18 protein-coding genes and 3 pseudogenes are annotated in these 19,628 nt (G+C 71.1%); 14 read left to right on the forward strand and 7 right to left on the reverse strand.

Annotated features, from left to right (window positions below; translation table 11 throughout):
- Positions 1 to 409 precede the first annotated feature (409 nt).
- The 4 genes and pseudogenes from ACFCZ1_RS31850 (at position 410) to ACFCZ1_RS31865 (ending at position 4,641) form a co-directional block, all read left to right on the forward strand.
- Complete coding sequence (locus ACFCZ1_RS31850; RefSeq protein WP_376681800.1) at positions 410 to 541, forward strand: hypothetical protein; 132 nt, start codon at positions 410 to 412, stop codon at positions 539 to 541.
- Positions 542 to 567: 26 nt separating this feature from the next.
- Positions 568 to 1,506 (forward strand): annotated as a pseudogene (locus ACFCZ1_RS31855) (MMPL family transporter); the annotation flags it as partial.
- 283 nt (positions 1,507 to 1,789) lie between these two features.
- Entirely contained in the window at positions 1,790 to 4,228 is a 2,439-nt protein-coding gene (locus ACFCZ1_RS31860; protein ID WP_376681749.1) for a SpoIIE family protein phosphatase, read from the forward strand.
- A 176-nt stretch (positions 4,229 to 4,404) separates the two neighbouring features.
- A complete protein-coding gene (locus ACFCZ1_RS31865; RefSeq protein ID WP_376681750.1) occupies positions 4,405 to 4,641 on the forward strand; it encodes a response regulator transcription factor in 237 nt (78 codons plus the stop codon).
- Positions 4,642 to 5,658: 1,017 nt separating this feature from the next.
- Here the strand turns inward: ACFCZ1_RS31865 and ACFCZ1_RS31870 are convergent.
- From ACFCZ1_RS31870 to ACFCZ1_RS31885, 4 genes and pseudogenes are all read right to left on the reverse strand, one after another.
- Positions 5,659 to 6,216: an SMI1/KNR4 family protein gene (locus ACFCZ1_RS31870; protein ID WP_376681751.1), complete on the reverse strand. Its 558-nt coding sequence runs from the start codon at positions 6,214 to 6,216 to the stop codon at positions 5,659 to 5,661.
- Between the two features lie 38 nt (positions 6,217 to 6,254).
- A complete protein-coding gene (locus ACFCZ1_RS31875) occupies positions 6,255 to 6,509 on the reverse strand; it encodes a hypothetical protein (protein WP_376681752.1) in 255 nt (84 codons plus the stop codon).
- A gap of 42 nt (positions 6,510 to 6,551) precedes the next feature.
- Positions 6,552 to 7,274, reverse strand: a complete 723-nt coding sequence (locus tag ACFCZ1_RS31880) for a VOC family protein (RefSeq protein ID WP_376681753.1) — start codon at positions 7,272 to 7,274, stop codon at positions 6,552 to 6,554.
- A gap of 133 nt (positions 7,275 to 7,407) precedes the next feature.
- Positions 7,408 to 8,016, reverse strand: a pseudogene (locus ACFCZ1_RS31885) (ATP-dependent endonuclease).
- A gap of 28 nt (positions 8,017 to 8,044) precedes the next feature.
- Between ACFCZ1_RS31885 and ACFCZ1_RS31890 the strand changes: the two are divergent.
- The 3 genes and pseudogenes from ACFCZ1_RS31890 to ACFCZ1_RS31900 all read left to right on the forward strand — a co-directional run.
- A complete protein-coding gene (locus tag ACFCZ1_RS31890; RefSeq protein ID WP_376681754.1) occupies positions 8,045 to 8,584 on the forward strand; it encodes an ArsR/SmtB family transcription factor in 540 nt (179 codons plus the stop codon).
- On the forward strand, positions 8,581 to 9,867 hold the full coding sequence (locus ACFCZ1_RS31895; RefSeq protein WP_376681755.1) for an MFS transporter: 1,287 nt from the start codon (positions 8,581 to 8,583) through the stop codon (positions 9,865 to 9,867). The genes ACFCZ1_RS31890 and ACFCZ1_RS31895 overlap by 4 nt, the downstream gene beginning before the upstream one ends.
- 73 nt (positions 9,868 to 9,940) lie before the next feature.
- Positions 9,941 to 10,078: pseudogene (locus ACFCZ1_RS31900) on the forward strand (IS5/IS1182 family transposase); the annotation flags it as partial.
- On the opposite strand, the gene ACFCZ1_RS31905 reads toward ACFCZ1_RS31900, so the two are convergent.
- On the reverse strand, positions 10,079 to 11,089 hold the full coding sequence (locus ACFCZ1_RS31905) for a serine/threonine-protein kinase (protein WP_376681756.1): 1,011 nt from the start codon (positions 11,087 to 11,089) through the stop codon (positions 10,079 to 10,081). It lies immediately after the preceding pseudogene.
- 441 nt (positions 11,090 to 11,530) lie between these two features.
- Here ACFCZ1_RS31905 and ACFCZ1_RS31910 point away from each other — a divergent pair, with 441 nt between their 5' ends.
- Positions 11,531 to 11,968: a hypothetical protein gene (locus ACFCZ1_RS31910; RefSeq protein WP_376681757.1), complete on the forward strand. Its 438-nt coding sequence runs from the start codon at positions 11,531 to 11,533 to the stop codon at positions 11,966 to 11,968.
- Between the two features lie 319 nt (positions 11,969 to 12,287).
- The gene (locus ACFCZ1_RS31915) at positions 12,288 to 12,800 is read left to right on the forward strand and encodes a hypothetical protein (RefSeq protein ID WP_376681758.1); all 513 of its coding nucleotides are present in this window, start codon (positions 12,288 to 12,290) and stop codon (positions 12,798 to 12,800) included.
- On the opposite strand, the gene galK is transcribed toward ACFCZ1_RS31915, so the two are convergent.
- Together galK and galT are read right to left on the reverse strand one after the other, a co-directional pair.
- Positions 12,779 to 14,071, reverse strand: a complete 1,293-nt coding sequence (galK, locus tag ACFCZ1_RS31920) for a galactokinase (protein WP_376681759.1) — start codon at positions 14,069 to 14,071, stop codon at positions 12,779 to 12,781. The genes ACFCZ1_RS31915 and galK overlap by 22 nt on opposite strands.
- Positions 14,068 to 15,117 (reverse strand): galactose-1-phosphate uridylyltransferase, encoded by a 1,050-nt coding sequence (galT, locus tag ACFCZ1_RS31925; RefSeq protein ID WP_376681760.1) that lies wholly within the window; start codon positions 15,115 to 15,117, stop codon positions 14,068 to 14,070. The genes galK and galT overlap by 4 nt, the downstream gene beginning before the upstream one ends.
- 136 nt (positions 15,118 to 15,253) lie before the next feature.
- Between galT and ACFCZ1_RS31930 the strand changes: the two genes are divergently transcribed.
- The 5 genes from ACFCZ1_RS31930 (at position 15,254) to ACFCZ1_RS31950 (ending at position 19,616) form a co-directional block, all read left to right on the forward strand.
- Positions 15,254 to 16,063: a DeoR/GlpR family DNA-binding transcription regulator gene (locus ACFCZ1_RS31930; protein ID WP_376681761.1), complete on the forward strand. Its 810-nt coding sequence runs from the start codon at positions 15,254 to 15,256 to the stop codon at positions 16,061 to 16,063.
- A 329-nt stretch (positions 16,064 to 16,392) separates the two neighbouring features.
- Entirely contained in the window at positions 16,393 to 17,052 is a 660-nt protein-coding gene (locus ACFCZ1_RS31935) for a DUF2278 family protein (RefSeq protein WP_376681762.1), read from the forward strand.
- 310 nt (positions 17,053 to 17,362) lie between these two features.
- Entirely contained in the window at positions 17,363 to 17,998 is a 636-nt protein-coding gene (locus ACFCZ1_RS31940) for a metal ABC transporter ATP-binding protein (protein WP_376681763.1), read from the forward strand.
- Positions 17,995 to 18,861, forward strand: coding sequence for a metal ABC transporter permease (locus ACFCZ1_RS31945; protein WP_376681764.1), 867 nt, complete (start codon positions 17,995 to 17,997; stop codon positions 18,859 to 18,861). Before ACFCZ1_RS31940 ends, ACFCZ1_RS31945 begins: the two co-directional genes overlap by 4 nt.
- On the forward strand, positions 18,819 to 19,616 hold the full coding sequence (locus ACFCZ1_RS31950; RefSeq protein WP_376681765.1) for an ABC transporter substrate-binding protein: 798 nt from the start codon (positions 18,819 to 18,821) through the stop codon (positions 19,614 to 19,616). The genes ACFCZ1_RS31945 and ACFCZ1_RS31950 overlap by 43 nt, the downstream gene beginning before the upstream one ends.
- The last annotated feature ends 12 nt before the right edge of the window (positions 19,617 to 19,628 follow it).

Consider the following 19,628-nt stretch of genomic DNA (forward strand, 5'->3'; position numbering starts at 1 on the left):
CAGGGAAGCTCCGGCCAGAACGATACGACGGGTCGAGAAACGCTCGAACATGGGAATTCTCCATTCGGTGTAAAAAGAGGGGGAAATACCGTCCCACGGAACGGGCCGGGGTAATTGTTTTCGGCCCGTATTCTCCGGGGGTTCCGGTGGGGGCGTACTTCAAATAAACCCTGCGCGAGGACGGACGTCACGCCACTTGAACACGTGGCTTGACGTCCAAAACCAATCTTGGTAAAAGCTGGGCGCCGCGCGAGGGGCGGCCTCTCCTCAGAGCGCCGAACCGGCCTCATCGGCTCCTGCCAAGTGACGAGTAGCCGGGACTACGGCCTCATCCCTCCTCCGGGCACGGCGGCAATCGACCTTCCTGCGCAAGGGCAGGAACGAAACGCCATCCGCATCGGAGGCCTGAATGTCCCGTCGTGCACGGGGACGCTTCGTCACCGGCCGTCCCCGACTCGTGCTGCTCGCCGCGCTCGCCTTCCTCCTGCTGTCCGCCGCGTTCGGTGCGGACGCGACCGGCCGCCTCAAGACGCAGGGGTAGGAGATCCGCGCTCCGAGTCCAGCCGGGCCGCCCGCGTGGCGGCCGAGCACATGGGGGCGTCCCCCAACCTGGTCGTCGTCGCGCAGGCCCGCAGCGGTTCCGTCGACGGGCAGGCGGCCCGCAGCTCGGGCGAGGACCTGGCCGGACGCCTCGCCGCCCAGCCGCACGTGAGCGCCGTGACCTCGTACTGGACCGCCGACGCGGCGGAGCTGCGCAGCCGGGACGGTCGGGCGGCCATGCTGGTCGCGCACGTGGACGGTGAGGGTGAACAGCTCGCTTCGCGAGTCAAGCGGCTGAGCAGGGAGCTGACCGCCCCGACGGCTTCCCCGGCGGCCCTGAGCGTGCACGTGGGAGGGACGGCGCTCGTCGACGCCGAGCTCCAGGACCTCTCGGATTCCGACCTCAAGCGGGCCGAGGCCGTCGTCCTGCCGGGAACCCTGATCCTGCTGGTCCTGGTGTTCGGCAGTGTGGTGGCCGCTGCGCTGCCCCTCCTGATCGGGGTTCTGGCCATCGCCGGGACTCTGCTGGTCCTGAGCGTGCGGGTGGTCCACGCACTGCCGGTCTGGCGGCAGGCCGAGTGGCTGGCGGGCCGTCTGCTCGTCAAGCGTCTGGTCGGCGAAGTCCTCGGGGTTCCGGCGAGCGACGTGGAGGTCCTTCCGCGTGACGACGGCAGTCCGTACGTGGTCGTCTGCGGCAGCCCGATGCCCACCCTGCACGTCTCCCTCAGCCACACCGCCCGCCATGCCGCCGCGGCCCTCGCACCGGAACCGGCCGGTGTGGACCTGTGCGAGACCGTCTCGGCCGCCACGGTGCGCAGCGTCGCGGACCGCGTCCCATCCCCCGGTGAACTGTCCCTGATCGGCACGGTCGGCCCGAGGCCCTGGCCGGTGCCTGGGCGCTGGAGGAAGCCGCGGTCAAGGCCGACCGGAGCGGCGTCTTCGGCGCCGCTCCGCGCCGCGTCGTGATCCTCGGCCTTCGGCCGCCCGCACTCGGCGGCCGGCGCCGCGCGATGGTGTGGCAGGCGGGGGACGCGGTCCTCGCCCCCGTCCTCGCGCTGCCCGCGCCGCCGGTCACGGCGCCGGGTTTCCCTGCGGCCCCCTCCCCGGGTCCGGGTGGCTGGACGTACCCGTGAGCGGACTGCGTTGGTGCTCCCCGCCCCGCTGGAACATGCTGGTCAGTGGAGCCCCTGGCCGTGCAGGTTCCCGTGGGACAGCGGGCATGGAACTAGCGAGGGCGAGATGACCGGCGATGGAGCGACTTCCCACCTCTCCCGGTGAGCGGCCGGCGGGGGCGAGCGCCTCCCACGGGTCGGCGTACACGGCCACGGCCACCGTCAGCGAGCAGGGCATCGTGACCGAGTGGAGCGAGGAAGCCCGTCGACTGCTCGGCTACGTACCCTCCGAGGTCGTGGGACTGTCCGCCGCCCAGCTGCTCGCCGACGACGTCGGCGATGCGGCGCGGCGCGTCCCGCCCGAGCAGGAACGGTGGAGCGGCACCGTGGCGCTGCGGCACCGGGACGGCACGCGGCTGGAAGTGGGACTGCTCGCGCACCGCTGGACCTCCACCGGCGGGAGCACCAAGTGGTTCGTGGTGTCCGCCGTGACGGGCGGGGAGCCCCGCACACCCTGGGGCGAACCGCTGAACGAGTGGGCGTTCTCCCAGTCCCCGTGCTTCCTGGCGGTCTTCGACGAGGACCTGCGGCTGGTGCGGGCGAACGTCGGCATGGAGCGCACGCTGTCCTTGACGGAAGCGCAGATGCGCGGGCTGCGGCTGCCGGAGATCGCGCCCGATCCCGTGAGCGACGAGACCGAGCGGAAGATGCGCCTGGCGTTGGAGACCGGTGAGCCGCAGGACGTGAACGCCTTCGTCCGCCCCGCGGGTGCGAGCACGGAGCACAGCTGGGCGACCTCGCTGGCCCCTCTGCGGGACCCGGAGGGCCGGGTACGCGCCGTGTGCCTGGCCGCGCACGACATCACCGGAATCGAGGTCGACCGGCAGCAGATGCTCCTGCCGAACCTGGCCGGCGCCCGCATCGGCACGACGATGGACATCGCCCGCACGGCGCAGGAGCTGGCCGACGCCGCCGTCCCCGGTCTCGCCGACTTCGCGGTCGTGGACCTGCTGGAGCCCCTCCCGCACGGCGAGGAGCCGTCCCCGGGCCCACTGACGGGACCGGTCACCGTGCGCCGTACCGGCGTGCGGTCGATCCTCGAGGGAAGCCCGGAGTCCCTGCTCGCGGCCGGAGGGGCGGCCGTCTATCCGGCTCTGTCGCCGTGCGCCGACTGTCTGGCCACGGGCCGTGGCGCCGTGTACGGGGCGGCCGACTCGACCGTCGCCCGGTGGCTGGCCGAGGACCCGGGGGCCGCCTGGATCGGCGCGAGCGGGACCCACTCGATGATGGTGGTGCCGCTGCGAGCGGGCGGCATCACTCTCGGCCTGGCCGTCTTCGGCCGTCACCAGCGCCTGGAGCCCTTCCATCCGGAGGACCTGTGGCTGGCCGAGGAACTCGCGACGAGAGCGGCCGGCAGCATGCACACCGCCCGCCGGTACACCCGGGAGCACACCAACACGATGACGCTGCAGCGCAGCCTGCTCCCGCAGACACTGCCCCGGCATGCGGCGCTCGAGATCGCCTCCCGTTACCTGCCGGCCGGCGGCCAGGCCGGCGTGGGCGGCGACTGGTTCGACGTGATCCCGTTGTCGGGCGCGCGGGTGGCCCTGGTCGTGGGCGATGTCGTCGGACACGGCATCCGTGCCGCCGCCACCATGGGCCGGCTGCGCACCGCGGTCCGTACCCTGGCCGACGTCGACCTGCCGCCCGACGAGTTGCTCACCCACCTCGACGACCTCGTCATCCACCTGTCCGCCGACGATGCCGACCAGGAAGCCACCGGGGAAGCCGCCTCCCTGGGCATCGGCACCACCTGCCTGTACGTGGTCTACGACCCGGTCACCCGCCGCTGCACCGTCGCCCGGGCCGGCCACCCCCCGCCCGCCGTGGTCTCCCCGGACGGCTCCGTCTACCTCCTCGACGTCCCGGCCGGCCCGCCGCTCGGCCTGGGGGGCCTGCCCTTCGAGACCGTCGACGTCGAACTCCCCGAGAACAGCATCCTTGCCCTGTACACCGATGGCCTGCTCCAGCCCCGCGACCACGACATCGACGAGGCCCTGGACAGCATGTTCGTGGCCCTCAGCCAGCCCGCGTCCACGCTGGAGACGGTCTGCGACCGCGTCCTGACGGGCCTGCTGACCCATCCGCCGGATGACGACGTCGCCCTGCTCGTCGCCCGGACCCGGGCCCTCCATGCCGACCGGGTCGTCGTCCTGGACCTGTCCTCCGACCCCTCCGTCGTCGCCCACGCCCGTCGGCACGCGTCCGACCAGCTGACGGCCTGGGGGCTCGAAGAGGCCTCCTTCGTCACCGAGCTCCTGGTCAGCGAGCTGGTCACCAACGCCATCCGCTACGGCCAGCCGCCCATCCAGCTGCGGCTGATCCACGAGAACAGCACCCTGATCTGCGAAGTCTCCGACTCGAGCAATACCGCCCCGCACATGCGGCGTGCCCGGATCTTCGACGAGGGAGGGCGGGGCCTGCTGCTGGTCGCCCAGCTCGCCCAGCGCTGGGGCACCCGGCACGCCCCCATCGGCAAGACCATCTGGGCCGAGCAGTCCCTCGTCGGGTACTGAGGCACCGGTTGCACGCAGACGGGCCCTGTGACACGCCTGTGACAGTCGGCGGACACGGTCATGAAGTCGCGCGGCCAAGCTTTTCAACAAGGGCAAAACCGGCATTTAGGTACATGCCCCCCTGCTTTCAAGGGTGCGAGCAGTGATGACCGATCCGATCCGTCGGAGGAGACCTCATGAGCCTCGCACTCGCCGCGCCGCACACCGAAGCCCCCGCGCCTGCACCTGCACTGGCCCCCCGCGAGCAGGAGGCCCTGCGACACATCGCCGCCGGGTGCACCTACCTGCAGACGGCCCGCCAGATGGGGCTCTCCAAGCACACGGTCGACGCCTACCTCCGCCGCATCCGGGCCAAGCTGGGCATCAACAACACGGCGGAACTGACCCGGCTGGCCGTCTCCCTGGGTCTGTGAGGGCGGAGTGTCCTGAAGAGGACGAAGCACGCGGACCGCGCCTGACACAACGCCTGGCCGACTTCGGGCGAGACGACCTGGGGATCACAGCATTTCCCACGCATCTCCTGCCCTCCTTCGTCAAGTCCCGACATGCCGCGCCATGACACGGGCGGACAGCCAGGGCGTAATGGAGACGTGAGTTCACGCGGATCGGTGAACCGGCGCATAGCCCGAAATAATCCCGACTCGCCATCAACCTGTGAAGGGTAAATCCCATGCATTGCATACCTCTGAGGCAACGACTTGTGGCGCTTGCGATCCCGGCAGCCTTGGCCGTCGGGGCGGCAGCGCTCCCCTCCAACGCATTCGCGGCCTCGCCGGAGCAGCGCGCCGTAGCCACCACGTTCGACGCGGCGCCGATCACAGAGATGGGCGTCCCGACAAAGCTGCCGAACGACGATTCGGGCGACTTGAACCACGACAAGTCCGAGACGGGCTGCTTCCTCAACGGAGTTGACCCGTCACCAGGCACCCAGTATTGGAGGGGTCGCTGTGCCGGCTACCGGGCTGGGCAATCGGCTGGAAATTTGGACGGTGTTCGATGCCGTCCATACAGCTTGCCGGGATTTCCTTATGGCGAGGGCTATTACGAGGGGGGCCGCAGGGATGGCTACATAAAAGGATACGACTACAATTACAAAATTGCGAAAAGTCATGCCCATTGCCCCTCTTTCCCCATAGAGGTTCGAACCATGCCAAATCACCGCGTAACTCGTTGAAGGTTCGCCCCCTCCCCGACTAGCTGCTACTGCCCCAAGAGGTCATCTCATGAGGAGATCTGAGGCCGTCGGTCGTGGCGGGGGTTGTCGAGCGGCCGGTGCCGGATGGGAGACCTGGCAGCAGCGTCGGGAGACCAGCCGCGCCGAGGAGATCCCCGGCGCGGACTGGACAGATGCTTGCGTTCGTTGCTCGCTTCTCCGGCCAGACCCGGCCCAGCTCGGCCGGTTGGAGGAGATCCGGGGCGTTGGTGTTTCGCTATGCACCGGAGGACAGTCGGCTTGCGGCCTGGCCCCATGGCTGAGGCTCGACCAGGTCGTCCCTGTCGAAGGCGTCCTCCTCGAACCAGGCCGTCCCCGCGAGCCATGTCTCCAGCCACGCTGCGAGGCTGGCGGAGTCGAGGAACCAACACTGCTCCCACGATCCGCCGCTATACGGGTTCGGCTCGAAGAGCAGGACCTGACCGTCTTCACTGAGACAATCAACGCCTGCGTACATGGCACAGCCCCAGGTCAGGATCGGCACAACGCCTTCGGGCCATTCCGGGTGCTCCACTCCAACGGACGCCTCACGTCGCGTCAGGTATTCGCCAACGACGCTGGAGCCCGGACCAAGCAGTGGCAACAGTCGATAGTCAGGGCCGAAGCCGCCGTCAGCGACCTCGCGATACAGGCGCGCAAGTAGGGGATGCAGCGCGATGCCCAGTTGCCTCTCCGCCTCCGCGATCTGGGCATCGTCGACAGGCTCGGGAAGGTTCTTGCTGTCCGATGCGGCCCGGGCGACAACGCGTTGCACGAGGTCATCGATATCGGTCATGGCCGTGATGCTGTCAGAGCCCACTGACATGTCGACGGTCAGGGCCGCCGGGCGGAAAGGCGAGCGACAGGAAGTTCGGAGAAGCTTGTTTGCGATGTCCCATGCTCGACATCAACCCCATGATGCTGCCTCGCCTCGACGAGATCGAGACCGATCTCCTGGATCGCCGGGCCCGTGCCGAACAGGAGGGCTGGCTCAAAGAGATCGAGGGGATCGACCTCACCCTCACCTTCCTCCGTCAGAAACGCGAAGAGAGCCAGCGGCTGTCGCATCGCGCCGGTCGACTTCGGCATGCCGGGTCTCCGGCCCCCCGGGCCGTGAGCCCCGCTCCGGGCTTATCGGGGGGTCAGCACACAGAACTCGTGACCGTCGGGGTCGACCATCACCACCCAGTCGACCTCCCCTTGACCTATGTCGATGCGTGTTGCCCCGAGGGAGACGAGCCGGTCGACCTCCGTCTGCTGGTCACTGCCGACCGGTGGAGCGAGGTCGAAGTGCAGCCGTTCCTTCCCCGTCTTCGGCATCAGGGGTGGACCACCCCACGTGACCTTCGGACCACCGCGGGGTGAGCGGATCGCGGTCTCCTGGTCCTGGTCCCAGACCAATGGCCAGCCCAGCGCTCGGCTCCAGAAGTACCCGGTCTCCTGCGAACCATCGCCCGCCAGCGCTCCGATGAATCCGCACTCGGCGAGGAAGCCGTTGCCCGGCTCGATGACACAGAACTCATTGCCCTCGGGGTCGGCGAGCACCACATGTCCCTCCTCCGGGCGTTGGCCGATGTCGATGTGCCGGGCGCCGAGTTGGATCGCCCTCTCCACCACCTGCCTCTGGTCGTCGAGGGACGTGCTCGTCAGATCGAAGTGCATGTGGTTCTGGCCTGTCTTCCGCTCCCGGGTCGGGAGGAAGCGGAGCCGGAACCCGGTGTCATCACTGGGAAGCAGTGTGATGCCGTCGGAGGTGCCATCGGACGTCTCCCAGCAGAGAAGGTCCGCCCAGAAGCGCGCAAGACGGAGCGGGTCGTGCGCATCGAAGCAGAGCGCGTGCAGGTGAGAAGCCATCCGTAGGTCTCCCGGTAGGGGCAGGCGGGCGGGTCGTGCTGGAGCCTGCCCAGCCGTTGCCACCCGGTCAACTGATTAAGCCTCGCGCTCGTCTGCTGTCGAGCACGCTCGAAACGGCAGTCCGTCTACGCCCTCACCGGCTCGCGAGGAGGCCGTCGACCGGGGCCGGTGTCCGGTCCGGTGCGAGGCCTCCACAAGGAGACGGCCGTAGCGGATCTTGCGGCCCTACTTTTGTGCCGAGGAAGCGCCTCACCTGCTGATGCCTGCGCCGGCCGTGCTGTGCGGGCTGGCGCCGGAAGGTCTGCCAGGCGCGGAAGTCGCCCTCGGCGCGGAGGATCTCCTCGACTCCTGCCGTGCCGAGCGCGCGGATGAGTTCGTCCTCCAGATCCCCGGTCCATACGTAGACGTCCTGGAGCGGTGCCTGGGCCCGTGTCAGGCCGCGCTCGCAGAAGCCCTGTTCGCCCTCGTCGCAGAGTCCTGTCAGGCGCAGACCGAGGCCGGGTGGTCCGAGGAGGCCGGCATAGCGGCCGACGCTCATCGCTGGATACGACCCACGCGACATGGAGACGATCATCGGGCACCCGCAGCAAACAGCGCCAAGGCGTGCGGATGAGCTTCCGCGACGGGTGGAGCGAAGTCGCCCGGGTGCGGGTTGAGCGAGGTCGGGAAGGAGAGTGGGGAGCGAAGGCCTCACGTCCTGGACAGCCGATTCCGGAAGCCCGAACGAAACCCACTTGCCCAATGGTCAAGAAGTGTTGACCATTGGGGACATGCCTACCGATGATCTTCCTGAGACGTTCCACGTCACCACTGACGAGCAACTACGCGCCGTTTCCAATCTCACGCGTCACCGGATCATGGCCGTGCTCCGCTTCGAGCCCGCGACGATCACGCAGATCGCCGGGCGAGTGGGCCTCGCGAAGGGGAGTTCCAGCTACCACGTACGGCTGCTGGAGCGGGCCGGCCTGGTGAAGGTGGTGCGAACGCGGAAGGTCCGGGGGGTCACCGAGCGGTACTACGCAATGGCCGCGCGGGCGATCGTGCTGCCGGATCCGGGCGAGGGAGGGCCGGATGTGCTGATGCGGCACGCGGTGGCGGACCTGGAGGCAGCGCCGGTGGATGGCGAGCGGCACGTACGGATGGCGCATCTGCGGCTCACCGAGGAGCAGTTCGCGGAGCTGGGGGCGCGGCTGCAGGCGCTGGCGGACGAGTACCGGGAGCTGTCCGATCCGTCGCTGCCGGACGCGTCACTCGTCTTCGCCCTGTTCCACCCGGCGTCGCGCGAGCAGGCCGAGGGGGACGCCAAGTGACCTCGGGCGTTCGGAAGCTGCCGACCGGGTTCGGACGGCTGTGGACCGCGCAGACGGTGTCCTCGCTCGGTGACGGGGTGTCGCATGCCGCGCTGCCGCTGCTCGCGTTGGCGTTGACGCGGGATCCGATGGCGCTCGCCGTCGTCACGGCTGCCGGAACGCTGCCGTGGCTGCTCTTCGGGGTGCTCGGCGGTGCGCTGGTGGACCGCTGGGACCGTCGGCGCACGATGTGGGTCACGGACGCGGCGCGTGCGGTGCTGCTCGCGATACCGGCGGCAGCGGCCGCGCTCGACGTGCTGAGCATTCCACTGCTCGCGGCCGTCGCCTTCCTCCTCGGCCTCGGCGGACTCTTCTTCGATACGGCCGCCACGGCCTATCTGCCGGATCTGCTCGGCCGTGACCCCGCGCTCCTGGAGCGCGCCAACTCCCGTCTGCGCGGCACCCAGACCGCCGCGTCCGGCTTCGCCGGGCCGCCCGCGGGCAGCGCGCTGCTCGCCCTCGGGCGGGCGGTTCCGCTGCTCGCCGACGCGGTGTCGTTCGCGCTCTCCGCACTGCTCGTACGGTCGCTGCCCGCCGCACCCCGGCCCGTACCGCAGGCCCGCGAGTCGCTGCTGCGGCAGGCGCGGGCCGGCGCCTCGTACGTATTCCGGGATCGGTTGCTGCTCGGGCTCGCGCTGCGTCCGGCGGTCGGGAACATCGCCTTCCTCGCCGTGGAGACCGTGCTCGCCCTCTTTGCGCACGATCGTCTCGGCATCGACACCTTCGGCTTCGGCCTGCTCCTCACGGCGGAGGCCACCGGGGGTCTGCTCGGCGCGGGCATCGCCTCCTTCCTCGGCCGACGACTCGGCACCGGCACCGCGCTGACCTGCACGGCCGCAGTCGAGGGACTCGCCGTCCTGGGCCTTGCCGCCGCCCCGAACCCGTACGTCGCCGGGCTCGCGCTCGCCGTCTGCGGAGCGGGCATGGGCGCCACGATGGTGCTCGGCCCCTCCCTCCGACAGGCGATCGTCCCGGCCCACCTGATGGGCCGGGTCGCCTCCACCTCCCGCATGCTCGCCATGTGCGCCGCCCCGTTCGGCGCCTTCCTCGGCGGCTGGCTGGCCACCACGTACGACGTACGCACCCCGCTCTACGCCGCCGCCGGCCTCCTCCTCACCATGACCGCCGTCACGTCGACCATGACCAGCAACCGCCGGGTCGAGGCGGCGCTGCGTGCCGCCGCCCCGGCCGATGATCCAGATCACCCGAAATCCTCGGCTCCCGTTCAGGAGGGTGCCCTTTAGGGCTCCGCGAGGTCGTTGAGCCATTGCTCAGCCCGGCCCGGCGTTCTCAGCCTCGGCCCAAGCTCCACCGGCTCTGGTCCTCGACGAGCTCGGCGCCCGCGGCGATCTGGACCGGTCCCGCTGCGCGATCGACTCAGTCGGCATGAGGGCCCTGAGGGGGGACCTGACAGGTCCGCATCCTGTCGGCAGGGGCACGTTCGGATCGAAGATCCTAAGGGCTGCCGGGCAGACCGCGGAAGACCGGTAGGGCCCAGGCCGGAGGCTCCGGTGGCGGGACGGGGCTCCCCGGGGCCCCGGGAACCGCCGGGGCCGGCTGACCGGCCCGCTCGCCGGCGCCGCCGCCGGTGGCGGCGCGCAGGGCCGCCACGAATTCCAGGCAGGAGCCGTACCGGTCCTCGGGGACCTTCGCCAAGGCCTTCGCCAGCACGTCGACGGCGGCGGGCTCGATCTCGGGCCGCTTCTCGGTCAGGGGAGGCGGCGGGTCGTACTGGTGCGCCCAGAGCAGGGCCGCCGCGTCTCCGTCGCGTTCGAAGGGCGGCCCGCCGGCGAGGGTTTCGTAGACGACGCAGGCGAGGCTGTAGAGATCGCACCTGCCGTCGACCGGCCGGCCGGAAATCTGTTCCGGCGCCATGTAGTCGAGCGTGCCGACGAATTCCCCCGCGGTGGTGAACCCGGTCAGCGCGAGCGATTTCTTCGTCAGCCCGAAGTCCGTGAGATAAACGTGTTCGGGGTGCTCGCTGTCGGTTCCCGCGGCAACCAGGATGTTGCCGGGTTTGACGTCCCGGTGCACCAGATCGTGCTCATGGGCCGCGTCGAGTGCGGATGCCACCTGGGCGGCGATGCGCAGCGCGGTCGCAACGGGGAGCGGACCTTCCCGGTCCAGCAGGACGCGCAGGTCCGGACCGGGGACGTAGCGCATCGCGATGTACAGGACGCCTTCGGTCTCACCGGCTTCGAAGATCGGCACGATGTGCGGGTGGTCGATCGACGCGGCCACCCGCGATTCGTGGGTGAAGCGGCGTCGGAAGGTGTCGTCGCGGGCGCGCTCGGGGGCGATGAGCTTGAGCGCGACCGTACGGTCCAGGCGCAGGTCCTTCGCGCAGTAGACGACGGCCATGCCACCGCGGCCCAGCAGTCGCTCGACCCGGTAGCCGGCGATCTGCTTCCCGATCAGGCCGGAGGCCCGGCCCGTGTACGCGCTCAGGTTCGATGCCGTGCCCATCGGGCACCCCTCTCACCCGGCCGGCCCGGCGACGCCTCTGCGCCGTTGCCGTACCCCTGGCCGAAGGTGCCGATCACGCCGACCCCCGTCCTCGATGGCCCGCGGCCGGCCTCCGCACGCGAAACCGCTCGACGCGACGGTGCCGACTCGGACGCGCGGGCGGCGCGACAGGCCGCCTTCCCTGCCTGAAAGTCTATCCAGTGGTCCATACGAATGCCCGTTCAGCAGGCCGTCCGACACGGCGCCCGGCTTTTACCAAGATTGATTTTCGGCGTCAAGTCACGTGTTCGAGTGGCGTGACGCACCTCCTTCGGCAGGGTTTATTTGAAGTACGCCCTCACCGGGGAATCCCCCGGAGGAAATGAGGTCGACATATCATCCCGGCCCGTTTCCCCGGGCGGTACACAGTCACCTTTTATTTGCACCGAATGGAGAATTCCCATGTTCGAGCGTTTCTCGACCCGTCGTGTCGTTCTGGCCGGAGCTTCCCTGGCGCTGGTGGGTGGCGGTATCGCCCTTCCGGCGACCGCGATGGCCGCCCCGGCCGCCGCCCCGCAGCAGGCCGTCACCCTCGCCCCTGTCGACGACAGCGCCGACGGCATCGGTACCGGCGGTGACGCCAATGCCGAGAACACCACGGTCGGTGGTGAGGCCACCGGTGGCGCCGCGAACTCCGGTGTCGGCGAGTGCAAGGGCAAGTGCGAAGTGACCACGGGCAACGCCACCGGCGGCAACGCCAGTGCCGACGCCACCAACCTGGGTGACGCCACGGCCGTCGGCGGTGACGGCACCGGCACGGGCGGCACCGTGAACAAGGTCAACAAGCAGGTCGTCAAGAACCAGATCAAGCAGGACCTGAAGGCGAAGCTCGGTAAGTGAGCGCACTGAGAGCCCCGCAGCCCCCGGGAGCCCGTCCCGGCGAGCCGCACCGCACGGCAGACGCCGGAGAGGCACACAGCCTCTCCGGCGTCCGCCGTGCGCAGTGGCGAGCCGCACCGGTCGAGCACTCAGGAGGGTGCGCCTGTTCGTCGTCGCCTGAGGGCGTACGGGCTTCACCGGCACACCCGCAGTCCGGGAGGCCCTCTGGTCTTCACGCGTAGATGTCGGGCACCATCGCTGTGCTCGAACCGCTCGACGCACCACCTGCACCTCCCCACCCCGGACCACCGAACCGGCGGAATCCCGCAGGAGGAATTCAGTGAAGACCCGTTCCGTCCTCACCTCTCTCGCCCTCGTCCTCGGCGCGCTCTTCGCACCCGGCTTCGGGGCCCTCGTCGCCACGACCGGTGCCCACGCCGCCACCACCAAGATCAGCCATGCGACCGCGACCTCGATGTTCCGGCAGGTCGGCATCACCTGGTCCTCGTCCGGCGGCTGCTCCGACCGGAACAACCCCACCTGTACGTCCTTCGAGCAGCTCAACCTCGCCACCGCGCAAGGCGCCCAGACCCTCAAGCGCGCCACCGGGTGCGCCCTCAACATCACCGGCGGTACCGAGACCGGGCACGCGAGCGGCACGTACTCGCACTGGAACGGGTACAAGCTCGACTTCACCAAGGGCACGTGCGTCACCAACTACATCAAGGGCACCTTCACCTACATCGGCGTACGCGGCGACGGTGCGCCGATGTGGCGGTCCGGCTCGGGGAACGTGTACGCCGACGAGGGCAGCCACTGGGACGTCCTCTACTACAACTGCGGCGGCTGCTGACGGCTTCCGGTCGTGAGGCGGCGGGCGCCCGCGGCGGGGGTGGCGGCGAGGATGCGCGGGGGACGGTGGCCGACGGCGGCGAAGGCAGCCGTGACGGAGCCGCCCACCGCGCTCTCCTGGCCGGCCCGCACCAGGGCGATGACGGAACCCCCGAACCCGCCGCCCGTCATCCGGGCGCCGAGCGCCCCGGCGTCGACCGCGGCCATCACGGCGAGATCGGTCTCCGGGCACGAGACGCGGTAGTCGTCGCGGAGCGAGGCGTGACCCTCGCTGAGGATCGGGCCGAGCGCCGCCGCGTTGCCCTCCTCCAGCCGGGAGACCGCTTCCGCGACCCGGGCGTTCTCGGTCACCACATGGCGTACCAGGGGGGCGAGTTCCGCCGGCAGGGCGTCCAGGGCTCGCGGGAGATCCCCGGCGGGCAGGTCGCGCAGGGCGGGCAGGCCGAGCAGCGCGGCCGCGCGTTCGCAGCCCGCCCGCAGGGCGGCGTACGCCCCGTCGCCGAGGTCGTGGCTGACCCTGGTATCGATCACCAGCAGCCGCAGACCCTGGCTCCGCAGGTCGAAGGGCACGTGCTGATGGAGCTCCGGGCTCCGGGCGTCGAGGTGGAGCGCCGCCCCGGCGACGCAGCAGACGGAGGCCATCTGGTCCATGATTCCGCAGGGGACCCCCACGAAGGCGTTCTCCGCGCGCTGGGCGATCCTGGCCAGTTCGGGTCCGGACAGGCGCAGCCCGTACAACTCGTCGTACGCGACGGCGACCGCGCACTCCAGCGCGGCGGAGGAGGAGAGGCCGGCGCCGGTGGGCACTGTGCTGTCGAAATGGAGGTCCGCGCCCCCGACCGGGTGTCCCGCCTCGGCGAGCGCCCAGACCACGCCGGCCGGGTAGCCGGCCCAGCCCGACACGGTACCGGGGGCCAGCGCCGCCACGGTCAGTTCGGTGGTCCGGCCGTCACCCTGCGCGCTGTGCAGCCGCAGTCGCCCGTCCGTACGGCCGCGGGCGGCGAGCAGGGTGCTCTGCGGGAGGGCCATCGGGAGGGCGAACCCGTCGTTGTAGTCGGTGTGTTCGCCGATCAGGTTGACCCGGCCCGGTGCCGCCCAGACCCCGTCCGGGGAGCCGCCGAAGAGCTGCCGGAAGTCGTCCGCGACGCGGTCGGCCCGGCTGTCGTCGTCCCCCTGGTCCCCCTGGTGCGCCTGGTGCGCCTGGTGCGCTCGGTGCGCCTGGTCAGCGGTGTCCGCCTGGTCCGCCTGGTGCGATCGGTCCGCACGGTTCACGACAGGGCCCCCCGGAGTCGCTCCGCGGCCGCCTCGGGGGCCACGTCGTTGATGAAGGCTTCCGTCCCGGACTCCGTCCCTGCGAGGAACTTGAGCTTGTCGGCGGTCCGGCGGACGGTGAACAGCTCCAGGTGCAGCGCCAGTTCCGCGCCACCGGTGCGCGGCGCCTGGTGCCAGGCGGAGACGTACGGCGTGGGAGCCGCGCCCTCCGGCCGGCCGGGTACGGGGAAGAGCCGGTCGAAGCGGCGCAGCAGGTCCAGGTAGATGCCGGGGAACTCGGCCCGCTCCGCCTCCGTGAGGCGGGTCAGGTCGGGGACGCGGCGGTGGGGGTAGAGGTGCACCTCGTAGGGCCAGCGGGCGGCGTACGGCACGAAGGCCGTCCAGTGTTCCCCGGCCGTCACCACGCGCTCGGTGGCGGCGCGGGCGCCCGCCAGCAGGTCCTCGAAGAGGTTGCGGCCGGTGGCTGCGCGGTGGGAGGCCGCGGCGGCGGTCATCTTGGCGGTGCGCGGCGTGGTGAAGGGAAAGGCGTAGATCTGGCCGTGCGGGTGAGGGAGCGTCACTCCGATCTCGACGCCCCGGTTCTCGAAGCAGTACACCTGCTCGACGCCCGGGAGGGCGGAGAGCTCCGCGGTGCGGTCGGTCCACGCGTCCAGGACCAGGCGGGCGGCGGCCGGGGTGAGGTCGGCGAAGCGGGCCTCGTGCTCCGGGGTGAAGCACACGACCTCGCAGCGGCCGGCCCCGCCCGCCAGGGAGGGGAAGCGGTTCTCGAAGACGGCCACCTCGTAGTCGTCGGCGGGGATCTCGCCGAGCCTGCCGTCCCGCGAGGGGCAGAGCGGGCATTCACCGGCCGGCGGGTGGTAGGTGCGGCCCTGCCGGTGGGCGGCGATCGTGATCCAGTCGCCGGTCGCCTCGTCCCTCCGCAGCTCCGGGCGGCTCTGCACGCGGTCGAGGGGGCGCAGGTCGGGCGCCTCGCGTACGGCCCTCTCGTCGGTGTCGAAGTAGATCAGTTCGCGACCGTCCGCGAGTTTCGCGAGTGTTTTCTTCACCCGGCAAGAATAAACAGACCTCAACATCAATCACCAGTGGGGCGGGAGCAGGAGCGCCGACTTCCCCATACTTCAACAGAATTGCTGTGCTATCTTGCTGCCTTCTGACCGGATTCGCCGATACGCGGGAGTGACCGTGGCCGAGCAGGCTGCTCAGCTGGCCCACCAGCGCCGGGCGCTCATCCTGGACGTGGTCCGGCGCGACGGCGCGGTCCGGGTGGCGGACCTGGTCGGGCAACTCGGCGTCTCGGACATGACGATCCGCCGCGACCTGGACGCCCTCGCCCGGCGCGGCGCCGTGGAGAAGGTCTACGGCGGGGCCGTCGCCGCGGCCGGGGCCAGCGGCCACGAGCCGGGATTCGACGCCAAGGCCGATCTGGAGGGCGCCGCCAAGGCCGCCATCGCGGAGACGGCCGCGACCCTCGTGGAACCGGGCAGCGTGGTCGCGGTCTCGGGCGGCACGACCGCCCACGCGGTCGCGGCCCGGCTGCTCGGTGTCCCGCGGCTCACGATCGTCACCAACTCCCTTCCGGTGGCGGAGCTGGTGCGGGCGGCCGGCCGCGATCCGGCGGCCGGCGCCCCGGCCCTGCTGCTCACCGGCGGCTCCCCCACCCCCTCGGCCGCGCTGGTCGGCCCGCTCGCCGACCTGGCGATCGGTTCCCTCCACGTGGACCTGCTCGTCCTCGGCGCGCACGGGGTGACGGAGGAGGCCGGGCTGACCACCCCCAACCTCATGGAGGCCCAGACGAACCGGGCACTGGTCGCCTCGGCCCGGCGGGTCGCCGTCGTGGCCGACCACAGCAAGTGGGGCGTGGTCGGGCTCAGCGGCTTCGCGGCACTGGACCAGGCCGACTGGTTCGTCACCGACGCCGCGATGCCTGCCGCGGTCCGCGCCGTCCTCACGGACACGGTGGGCGAACTCCTCGTCGCGGGCGAGCCGTTCTGAGCCCTCCTCCGGGATCAGGGAGCGGACCGGAGCGGACCGGGCTGCGCTGTGCGTACGGCCGAGGCGCCGCTGGAGCCGTTCCGCTTCGACGCCCCGTCAGAGCGGTTCGGCGGACGAGGAGGAGACCCCCCATGTATGCCGTGTCTGCCGTGTCTGCCGTGCCGCCCTGCCGCCCTGCTCTGGACGTCTTGAGTGCGTCGCAGTGCTCCTCCGTGCGCGCCGAGTTGGGCGAAACCGGCGAGGTGCCGTGCCTCGCCCGAGTGCCGCCCTCCCTCCACATGGCCGAGCCCTGATGGCCGCCCGCCCGGGCCGGTGATTCACTGAGGGGCATGCCATTCGACCACTACGGTGTGCTGTCCGGGACTCTGCGGCAGCACTTCCGCGACACGCCTGACACGCAGGGCGCGTGGTTCCACGTCAACCTCCGGGTCGATGCGCCCGCCGGCCGCTACAAGTGCGCCGTCGACGTGGACAGCCACGACTCCGCGACGGGTGTGCAGTGGAAGGTCCTCACCGTGGACGCCTCGGCGCTCGCTCCGGTGGCCGCACTGGCCCCCGGGTACCACGAGCTCGACCGCACGTCCGGGTCCGGCGCGCTCGACTACATCCGGCATCCGGCCTTGCGGGACCACCCGCGCCTGCCGCCGCTCCCGCTGCCCCGTCGGCTGTGGGACCTCCTCGACCGGCTGCTCAGGTCCTCCCGGCCGTGGCAGTCGGGGTCCAACCTCGACGCCGCGCTCGCCCTGGAACCGCTCCTCGTCGTCGGACGGCCGATCCTGGTCTTCGGCGAGCCGTTCACCGACGGCCTGGGCATGCACAACATCCACCAGAACCAGGGCGACCCGTACGGCAGCGACTGGTGGCCCGAGAACGGCATCTGGCAGGACGGTGCGACCTTGACCCGCCGTCCCGACGGCCGGTACGACGTGTTCCTCAACAAGTTCTCCACCCAGAAGGACCACACGGACTCCAACGGCCACCCGCTCTGACGCGACAGCGCGGCCCGTCCGGGCCCTGCCCGGCCCTGCCCGGACGGCGTGGACGGCATCGACAGGGCGGGCGCACGGCTGGACGGCGGGGCCCGGGTCCGGGTCCGCAGGAGTCCGGGTCCGGGTCCGGGTCCGGGTCCGCGAGGGGCCTGGCGCAGGGCGTGCCGTCGTCTGTCCGCCGCGCCGGCTGTGCCCCGTACGGAAACGGTTCGTGCTCATCGGGAACCCCAGCGCCCCCGCGTCCGACTACTGCCGCGTGGGAGGCGAGCCTCGTCTTCCCGCGCGGCAGCGGACGATCGAGGGGCGTGTGATGGGCGGGCTGGATGTGCGCATGCGGGGGGTCGCCTGCCGGCACGGCCGAGTGGAGGCCGTCGCCGACGTCGACCTGGAGATCGCCGCAGGTGAACGCGTGGCCCTGACCGGGACCAACGGCTCGGGCAAGACCACCCTGCTGCGTGCCGTCCTCGGCCTGCACCGCCAGGTGACGGGCTCGATCCTGGTCGGCGGCCGGGACACCCGCTCGCCCGCCGAGTGGGCGTGGCGGCGCCGGGCCTGCGCCTGGATCCCGCAGAAGCCCGCAGCCGGCCGCTTCCCCCTCCTCGGCGCCGAACTGCTGGCCGCCGGCGGCTCTCCGGCGGAGGCGGCCGAGGCCGCGGACCGGCTGGGGGTGGGTCCGCTGACCGGGCGGCCCCTGCACACCCTCTCCGGCGGACAGCTGCAGCGCATGTACCTGGCCCGGGCGATCGGCGGCGTGGCCGCCGGTGCCCAGGTGCTCCTGGCCGACGAGCCCACCGCCGCCCTCGACTTCGACGGCCAGTCGGAGGCCGCGGACGTCCTCGCGTCACTGCCGGTGACGCTCGTCGTCGTGACGCACGACCGCGCGCTCGCCGAACGCTGCGACCGCGTACTGGAGATGGCCGCGGGCCGGCTGCGGGAGGTCCGGTGACCCTCGCCACCGCCGATCTCGGCACGCTCCTCCAGCTGCTGCCCGTGCAGCGGGCCGGCCTGGCCCTGTTGCTCGCCGCGATCGGCCTTCCGGTCATCGGGGTGGTCATCGTCGGGCTCGACATCATGCCGGTCCGGTTCGCGATGATGCACGTCGCGCTGCTGGGCATCGCCGTCGGCCTGCTCACTGGACTCGACCCGATGCTGTGCGCGCTGGTGGCCTGCGCCCTGGCCGGCGCGGGCGTGGCGCCGCTCGCCCGCACACCGGACGGGCTGTCCGGGGCGATGGGCCTGCTGATGAGCCTGGCCATCGCCGCCGCCCTGCTCGTCCTGGCCGTGTCGGGGGTCAACGCCTCCGGCGCCTTCGCCCTGTTGTGGGGGTCGATCCTGTCGGTGGGCACCGCCGACCTCGTGGTACTGGGCGTCCTGGCCGCCGTCGTACCCGCCCTGTTCTGGTGGCGGCGGCGCGAGATCGCCCTGCTGCTGTACGACCGTGAGCTCGCGCAGTGCTCCGGCGTCCCGGTGCGGGCACTGACCGCGGTGCTCCTGGTCCTGGTCGCCGTCGCGGTCGCCGGGGCGATCAAACTCACCGGCGCTCTGCTCGTCGACGCCCTGACCCTGCTGCCCGCCCTCGCCGCGCGCCGCCTCGGCAGCTCTCTGAAGTCGATCACCCTGTGGGCGGTCGGCATCGGTGTCGCGGTGAATCTGACGGGGTTCCTCGTGGCCCTGTGGCTGGACTGGCCGCCGGGCCCCGTCCTCGTCCTGACGGCGGGGGCACTGGTCCTCGCCGTGCATCTCATACCCGAACGGAGAATCAGCTCATGGCGCGCACCCGCGGCCGTATCCCTTCCCTCCTCGCACTGAGCACGGCGCTCTTCCTGGCCGCCGGCTGCGGGAACGACGCCTCGTCCGGGGACGGCAAGCACCAGCACGACGGGAAGCCGGTCGTGGTCGTCACCACCACGTGGGAGGGCGCCCTCGCGAAGGCGGCCGGCGCCGAGGACATCAAGGTCATCGTGCCGCAGTCCGTCCATCACGCCCCGGACTACGATCCGAAGCCCTCCGACCTCGCCGCCGTGGCCAAGGCCGACTTCGTGCTGTACGCGCCGTTCGAACCGTACGCCGCGAAGATCAAGGAGGCGGCCGGTTCCAAGGCGAAGCTGGTCGAGGTGAACCTCGACAACGACCCCGACAAGGTGAACGCCGAGGTCGCCGAGCTGGGCAAGCTGTTCGGCACCGAGAACGCCGCCGCCGCGTGGAAGTCCGGCTTCGACACCGAGTACGCGAAGCTGAACGGGGAACTCCAGGCCGCCTGGCCCGGCGGGAAGAGCCCCTCCGTGGTGACCCAGGTCTTCACCGCGTGGTCGGCGAGGCTCTCGGGCGCCACCGTGGTGGGCACGTACGGGCCCGAGGCCGTGACCCCGGCGCAGCTCGCCGAGCTCTCCGCGAAGAAGCCGGCGCTCGTGCTGGACAACGCGCACATGTCGACCGGCACCGTCCTGCCCGATGCGGGCGCCCGGCAGCTGAAGATCGTCAACTACCCGGGCGAGGACCTCGACCTGCTGCCGGTCTACCGCAATGCGGCGGCCGAGCTGAAGAAGGCCATGGGCAGCTCCTGAGCGGACGGCACG

The sequence above is a fragment of the Streptomyces sp. NPDC056224 genome (assembly GCF_042267665.1).
In the GTDB taxonomy this organism is placed as follows: domain Bacteria; phylum Actinomycetota; class Actinomycetes; order Streptomycetales; family Streptomycetaceae; genus Streptomyces.